At 62.0% G+C, this 6,845-nt stretch carries 5 protein-coding genes and 5 pseudogenes; 4 read left to right on the top strand and 6 right to left on the bottom strand.

Annotated elements, in window-relative coordinates:
• Together EOA78_RS34520 and EOA78_RS34515 are read left to right on the top strand one after the other, a co-directional pair.
• On the top strand, positions 1-224 hold a 224-nt coding region (locus EOA78_RS34520), incomplete at its 5' end, for an SDR family NAD(P)-dependent oxidoreductase (protein ID WP_127320103.1).
• A 134-nt stretch (positions 225-358) separates the two neighbouring features.
• Positions 359-1,072: a haloacid dehalogenase type II gene (locus EOA78_RS34515; protein ID WP_127320101.1), complete on the top strand. Its 714-nt coding sequence runs from the start codon at positions 359-361 to the stop codon at positions 1,070-1,072.
• Between the two features lie 50 nt (positions 1,073-1,122).
• Here EOA78_RS34515 and EOA78_RS37605 read toward each other — a convergent pair.
• Positions 1,123-1,359: pseudogene (locus tag EOA78_RS37605) on the bottom strand (ionic transporter); the annotation flags it as partial.
• A 137-nt stretch (positions 1,360-1,496) separates the two neighbouring features.
• Positions 1,497-1,966: pseudogene (locus EOA78_RS34505) on the bottom strand (VOC family protein).
• A 141-nt stretch (positions 1,967-2,107) separates the two neighbouring features.
• Here EOA78_RS34505 and EOA78_RS38025 point away from each other — a divergent pair.
• Positions 2,108-2,347 (top strand): annotated as a pseudogene (locus EOA78_RS38025) (LysR substrate-binding domain-containing protein); the annotation flags it as partial.
• A gap of 16 nt (positions 2,348-2,363) precedes the next feature.
• Here EOA78_RS38025 and EOA78_RS34495 read toward each other — a convergent pair.
• From EOA78_RS34495 to hisG (EOA78_RS34480), 4 genes and pseudogenes are all read right to left on the bottom strand, one after another.
• A complete protein-coding gene (locus tag EOA78_RS34495) occupies positions 2,364-3,350 on the bottom strand; it encodes a nitronate monooxygenase (RefSeq protein WP_206533560.1) in 987 nt (328 codons plus the stop codon).
• Positions 3,351-3,574: 224 nt separating this feature from the next.
• Positions 3,575-4,048 carry a VOC family protein gene (locus EOA78_RS34490; protein WP_127320097.1) on the bottom strand — a complete coding sequence of 158 codons (474 nt, stop codon included), beginning with the start codon at positions 4,046-4,048 and terminating at the stop codon, positions 3,575-3,577.
• Between the two features lie 299 nt (positions 4,049-4,347).
• Complete coding sequence (locus tag EOA78_RS34485) at positions 4,348-6,120, bottom strand: AMP-binding protein (RefSeq protein ID WP_127320095.1); 1,773 nt, start codon at positions 6,118-6,120, stop codon at positions 4,348-4,350.
• Positions 6,121-6,316: 196 nt separating this feature from the next.
• Positions 6,317-6,760: pseudogene (hisG, locus tag EOA78_RS34480) on the bottom strand (ATP phosphoribosyltransferase); the annotation flags it as partial.
• On the opposite strand from hisG (EOA78_RS34480), the pseudogene hisG (EOA78_RS34475) reads away from it, so the two are divergent.
• A pseudogene (hisG, locus tag EOA78_RS34475) lies at positions 6,695-6,845 on the top strand (ATP phosphoribosyltransferase); the annotation flags it as partial. The pseudogenes hisG (EOA78_RS34480) and hisG (EOA78_RS34475) sit on opposite strands and share 66 nt — an antisense overlap.

The raw sequence follows: 6,845 nt of genomic DNA, 5'->3' as shown, positions 1-6,845 counted from the left end.
TGCGCCTCGCACGAGAGGGCGCGAAGGTCGCTCTGATCGCGCGCGACAAACCTGCTCTCAGCCAATTGAAGGCGGAAATCGAAGGCAAGGGCGGCGAGGCACTCGCCATAGCCGCCGATGTTTCTGATGCGGCCAAAGTAGTTGCGGCGGCCGACGAGATCGAGTCAACACTGGGGCCGATCGACGGGCAACCGCTCAATGTCATGTCCAACGATCTGGCGTAGAAAAGCGGACGGCTGGCTGCCCTACAACGATCAGGTTTTCGCGCATTTCGACTATCTCAAGCGGCAGCTCGACAAGATCGACCCCTCTTACCGCGACTGACGGACCCCCAAATTGACGAGCATGGAGAGCTAAAGTGACGAAAGTTGAGGTGTTGTTCTTCGACGTCCTGGGGACCGTTGTCGATTGGCGCGGCAGCATAGCGGCGGAGGCAAGTTCTTTTCTGAAGCGCCACGATGCTTTGCATATCGACGCTAGTGCTTTTGCCGATGCTTGGGTCGGACGCTATGACGCATCGGTTGAAGCCGTTCGCGGCGGTCGGCGGCCCTTTGTCCCGCTCGATCTGCTCAACATGGAGAACCTGGAAGCCTGTCTGAAAGGATACGGGTTGATGCCATCGGCTGTACCGAGCGCCGAACTGGAAAATCTCAATCTGGCTTGGCACCGCCTCAAGCCGTGGCCGGACTCGGTGGAGGGTCTTTTCAGATTGAAGGAACGCTTTATCGTCGCACCGCTGTCCGATGGGAACACCCGACTTCTGGTGGACATGGCAAAACATGCCGGGCTGCCATGGGATACGATCCTCGGCGCTGATGTCTCCAAGGCTTATAAGCCGATGCCACAGGTGTATCTTCGTGCCTGCGAGCTGCTGGGCGTGGAGCCGGACAGGGCGATGCTGGTTGCCGCCCACGACTACGATCTGGACGCCGCGCGTCGATGCGGATTGAAGACGGCGTATGTCGTTCGCGCAAATGCGCATGACCCGTCGAAGGCTGCCGTTGTCAAGCCGCGCGACGGTTGGGAATACATGGCAAATGATTTGATCGAACTCGCTGCAGTTCTGAAGTAGGTTGCGAGGGCCGCTCCGGCAGCCGGCAACAAAAGGCCGCGTTGTCCGCAAAGAGTGAGCACCAGCGTGCCGTACGGCTCGCCTACGCGCCGGGCCACCGCCTCGGCATGGTCGAGCACCACGAAAATGGTGATGAACATAATCGCACTCGAAAGCGCTCCGATAAGGATCCTGACGCTCAGCGAACATTCGTCTACCGACAGCCCGCTGGCTCCGACTGCGACAGCCGTCACCAGGGAAATGAATGTGCGGAGCGGTCGAGTTGCCCGTATTGCAGAGCAAGCCAATGATATCGCCGAGTTTCACCCGATCGCCCAGCTTGAAGCGAAGGCTGCCGCGCTGCGCAAGCTGGCGGCTGGACGGCCGCACTTGGGTGGCGAGCGGCACGCTCTGGCAGCAATTGGCCGCAAGACGCGATGGAGGGTCAACCGCGCCGCGCCGCCTGGATCGCGGCGACGTCGATTTTCACCATGGTCATCATGGCATCAAACGCGCGCTTTGCCTCGTCGCCGCCAGCCGCCATCGCGTCAGTCAGCACGCGCGGAATGATTTGCCAGGAAATCCCCCATTTGTCTTTGCACCAGCCGCACACGCTCTCCTGGCCGCCGTTGCCGACGATGGCATTCCAATAGCGATCGGTCTCCTCCTGATCATCGGTGGCGATCTGGAAAGAGAACGCTTCGTTGTGCTTGAACTCGGGACCCCCGTTGAGGCCGATACAAGGAAGGCCGGCGACTGTGAATTCGACCGTCAACACGTCGCCCTCTTTGCCGGCCTGGTAGTCACTGGGTGCACGGTGCACGGCACTCACCGCGCTGTCAGGAAATATCTCGGAGTAGCGGCGGCAGCCTCGGCGTCCTTATCGTACCAGAGGCAAATCGTGTTCTTTGCCATTTGCGGGTTCCTTTCGCTTGAGGCCAAGATTTCGGCCTTGTTTGCCCATCCGCTCTCTTGCGAAATAGGTAGCCAACCGCTTTTCTCCACCCCGGAAGTGTCCGTCTCGCACGGGCGAAGGTCGCTTTGATCGCCCGCGACACGATGATGCTGCAGATGGTGGCGCACGGGCTCGGCGTTACGCTGATCCTGGAAATGGCGGCAGGGCCAGCCAGCGCCATTGCGCGATCTGGAGATCTTGCCCACTCCAGGAACCGATGCCGCAGCGCGCCATCTGCTTAGCCTGGCGGCGCAAGAGAGATGCGGCACGACGAATGCGTCGAACTGGCAAGAACATCCGCGCAATGGCCGAGGTGGTGTGCAATTAATCAGGTAGGGTAGAAGAGAAACTGAGCAGTCAATCGACCATACGTCGCGGCCCGGCCGCGAGCAGACGCTCGGCTTGTCCAACCATGTCCTCGATCACACGTCCAGCCGACTCCACGCTTCGGATCACTCCGGCCACTTCCCCCATCAAAACTCCGGTGTTCTCAACATCGCCAGCGTAAAAAGCGTCCCAATAGTCGCTGCTCTGGATGGCCAGCGTCGGCGCTTCAGCCAGCTGACATTCGCGGCCATGCCAGGCGGCGACAAATCGAGTCCTCAGCACGCGCGCGACGAATTCGTCTGTCGGCCAACGATAGTTCCGGGCGATGTCGACGGTTGTGGTCTTGATCGTCTTATCGCCATCGGCGGCGATGATAGCCTCCTGGAATCCGCGCGGCGCAGCGGACTCTGCAGTCGCAAGGAACCGCGTGCCGACAAGCACGCCGTCGGCGCCGAGCATCAATGCCGCGGCAAGCGCTCGACCGTCGCCAACGCCACCCGCCGCCACGAGAAGCGTCTGCGGCGCCTGTTTCGCCAGAAGATCGGCAATCTCGGGAACGAGCGTGAAGGTCGAGCGGTGACCGCTGTGGCCGCCGGCTTCTTTGCCCTGCGCCACAATTACATCTGCGCCGACGTCGAGCGCATCACGGGCGTGCAACATCGACTGGACTTGGCAGATGATAGGCACTCGCGCTTCTCTGATATGCGCGGCGAAGGGTGCAGGCGAGCCGAATGAAAGCATGAGCGCCGCGGGCTGCCGCTCCAACACGCGGTCGAGCAGATGCGGCCTGGTTGCCAGCGACCATGTGATAAAGCCGCATCCGACGCGCGCACTGCCCGCGGCGGCAAATTCATTGTCCAGCCAAGCTTCATCGCCATAGCCGCCGCCGATCAAACCGAGCCCGCCGGCATGCGACACCGCTGCTGCAAGCCGTCCGCCTGCCATCACGCCCATAGGAGCGAGGAGGATGGGATGCGTGATCGCAAAACGTTCGGTCAGTCGGGTTTTGAGTGGCACGGTTCGCGCTCGCCAAATCATCGAAGGGATACCGAAGATGCAGCATACGCGACTTACAGTAGCAGGATAGTGGTCCCGCTTGAGACTCGAACCGGGAAATCAGACCGTTTTTAGTCGCAAGTGACTGATGGTCGGAGCAACGCAAAGCTGGCGGCTGGACGGCCGCACTTGGGTGGCGAGCGACACGCTCTGGCAACAATTTGGCCGCAAGACGCGATGGAGTGTCAACCGCGCCGCGCCGTCTCGATCGCGGCGACGTCGATTTTCACCATGGTCATCATGGCATCAAACGCGCGCTTTGCCTCGTCGCCGCCAGCCGCCATTGCGTCAGTCAGCACGCGCGGCGTGATTTGCCAGGAAATTCCCCATTTGTCTTTGCACCAGCCGCACACGCTCTCCTGGCCGCCGTTGCCGACGATGGCATTCCAATAGCGGTCGGTCTCCTCCTGATCATCGGTGGCGATCTGGAAAGAGAACGCTTCGTTGTGCTTGAACTCGGGACCCCCGTTGAGGCCGATACAAGGAAGGCCCGCAACTGTGAATTCGACCGTCAACACGTCGCCCTCTTTGCCGGCCGGGTAGTCACTGGGTGCACGGTGCACGGCACTCACCACGCTGTCAGGAAATATCTCGGAGTAGAAGCGGGCGGCAGCCTCGGCGTCCTTATCGTACCAGAGGCAAATCGTATTCTTCGCCATTGCGGGTTCCTTTCGCTTTGGGGCCGAGATTTCGGCCTTGTCTCCCCATCCGCTCTCTTCCGAAATAGGTAGCCAACCGCTTTTCTCCACCCCCCGGAAGAGTCCGTCTCGCACGGGCGATCGCAAAGAGCAGCTACCCTAACGTCGCTGTCGCTTTGGCCCGGGTTCCGGACGATAAGCGAAGGCCCACTCCTGAAATGCGTCGGGAATGTTCGGAGCGTCCGCAAGGCGGACCAACATTGCGACGCCTAACCAGACGACAACAGGACTACGATGCTCCGCCGGGGAGCGTCCGCCCCTCAGGCGGTCTTCGGCGTCACCAGCCCCAGTTCGTTAACCATCGCCTCGCGCATGAGAAACTTCTGCGGCTTGCCGGTCACGGTCATCGGCAGTTCGGTGCGAAAGCGGATGTGGCGCGGGATCTTGTAATGGGCGATCTGGCCGGCGCAAAAGGCCTTGATCTCCTGCTCGGTGGCGATCTGGCCCGGCTTGAGCACAATCCACGCGCAAAGCTCCTCGCCATATTTCGGGTCGGGAATGCCGAACACCTGCACTTCCCTGACCTTGGGATGGCGATAGAGGAACTCCTCGACCTCGCGCGGATAGACGTTCTCGCCGCCGCGAATGACCATGTCCTTGACCCGGCCGACGATATTGCAATAGCCCTCGGCGTCGATGGTGGCGAGGTCGCCGGTGTGCATCCAGCCGTCGGGATCGATCGCCTCGCGGGTTTTTTCCTCGTCGTCCCAATAGCCCTTCATCACCGAATAGCCGCGTGTGCAGAGTTCGCCCGGCGCGCCGACCGCAACGGTGGCGCCATCGGCATCGATCGCCTTGACCTCGACATGGGGATGGACACGGCCGACCGTCGAGACGCGCTTTTCCAGCGGGTCGTCGACGCTGCTCTGGAACGACACCGGGCTGGTCTCGGTCATGCCATAGGCGATGGTCACCTCTGCCATGTGCATCAGCGACACCACCTTCTTCATCACCTCGATCGGGCACGGCGATCCGGCCATGATGCCGGTGCGCAGGCTGGTGAGATCGAAGGTATCAAAATCCGGATGGTCGAGCAGGCCGACGAACATGGTCGGCACGCCGTAGAGGCCGGTGCAGTGCTCGCCCGCCACCGCCTTCAGCGTGGCGCCGGCATCGAAGCCCTCGCCTGGGAAGACCATGGTTGCGCCCTTGGTGACGCAGCCGATCGTGCCCATCGACATGCCGAAGCAGTGATAGAGCGGCACCGGGATGCACAAGCAGTCGTCAACGGTTAGCCTGATCGCCGAGGTGACGAAATTGCCGTTGTTGACGATGTTGTTGTGGGTCAGCGTCGCGCCCTTTGGCGCGCCTGTCGTGCCTGAGGTGAACTGGATATTGATGGCGTCGCCGGGCTTCAGCCCCTCGGAGATCCGGTCGAGGCTGTCATGCTCGTCGCGTCCTGCCATCGCCAGCACGTCGGCGAAATTGAACATGCCGGGCGAATTCTCCTCGCCCATGCGGATGACGATCTTCAGCGCCGGCAATTTTTTCGCCTCAAGTTTGCCGGGAGTCGCAGTCGCGATCTCCGGCGCGAGCGTCTCGATCATGCCGAGATAGTCGGACGTCTTGAATTTGGCGGCCGTGACGAGCGCTCGGCAAGCGACCTTGTTCAACGCATAATCCAGCTCGGTCAGCCGGTAGGCCGGATTGATATTGACCAGGATCAGGCCGATGCGCGCGGTGGCGAATTGCGTCACCAGCCATTCCCAGCGGTTCGGCGACCAGATGCCGACGCGGTCGCCCTTTTCGAGGCCGAGCGCCAGGAAGCCTGCGGCCAGGGCATCCACCGTGTCTGAAAGTTCGCTCCAGGTGAAGCGCTTGTCCTGTTCGACGAAGACGGCGGCATCGAGCGTGCCGTATTTGCTGACGGTGTCCGAAAGCAGCGCCGGGATGGTCTGCTGCAGGAGCGGAACGGTGCGCTCGCCCGACACATGCGCCCGGCCGTCGACCGGCGCGACAAACGTGGCGCCATTGCGCGGGCGGCGGCCGCGCAGGTTCGTGGCATTCTTCAACTCGTCGAGATTGATCGGCATCGCCGTCTCCTCCGCAGGCGGGCCGAGTCTATCAGCCTGCCGGGATGGTGGAAATCCCGTTGATGGTACTGGAGCGCGGCGATCCCTCCCCGTTGAGTGGAGGGTTCGGAGCGAAGCGAGGCGGGTAGGGTCGGTTCATGCCGCGCGACAACGACCCAACCGGTCCATCCGCCTTCGTCGGCTGCCCACCCTCCCTTCAAGGGGGAGGGATTGCGCCTGCCATCTTCGCCGCGATGTCGCGCAAGATTGCCTCGTCCGCCGCCGTACGCAGCTTCCGCGACGCGGCAAGGCAGGCCTGCGAGCGCAGGATGACACCGTCGGCGAGCACCTTCAGATGATTGGCGCGCAGCGTCGAGCCTGACGTGGTGATGTCGACGACGACATCGGCCAATCCTGCCGCCGGCGCGCCTTCGGTCGCGCCCAGGCTCTCGACGATGCGATACACCTGGATGCCGTGCTTTTGCGAAAAGAATTGCTGCGTCAGCCGCCAATATTTTGTGGCGATCCTGAGCCGCCTGCCGTGGCGCTGTCGGAAATCGGCGGCGACATCGTCGAGATCGGCCATCGTATCGACATCGAGCCAGATGTCGGGCACCGCCACCACGACATCGGCGTTGCCGAAACCGAGGCGGGCGACGAGCGTAAATACCGCGCCCGCATCGAAGGTGTGGAGAGCGTCGAGGTCGCGTTTCTGTCGGCGTCCGAAATATCAGGCGAGATCGGCC

The sequence above is a fragment of the Mesorhizobium sp. M5C.F.Cr.IN.023.01.1.1 genome, from assembly GCF_003997585.1.
GTDB lineage: Bacteria > Pseudomonadota > Alphaproteobacteria > Rhizobiales > Rhizobiaceae > Mesorhizobium > Mesorhizobium wenxiniae.
Note: the sequence above shows the minus strand (reverse complement) of the source record. Positions and strands in the feature narration are given on the sequence as shown.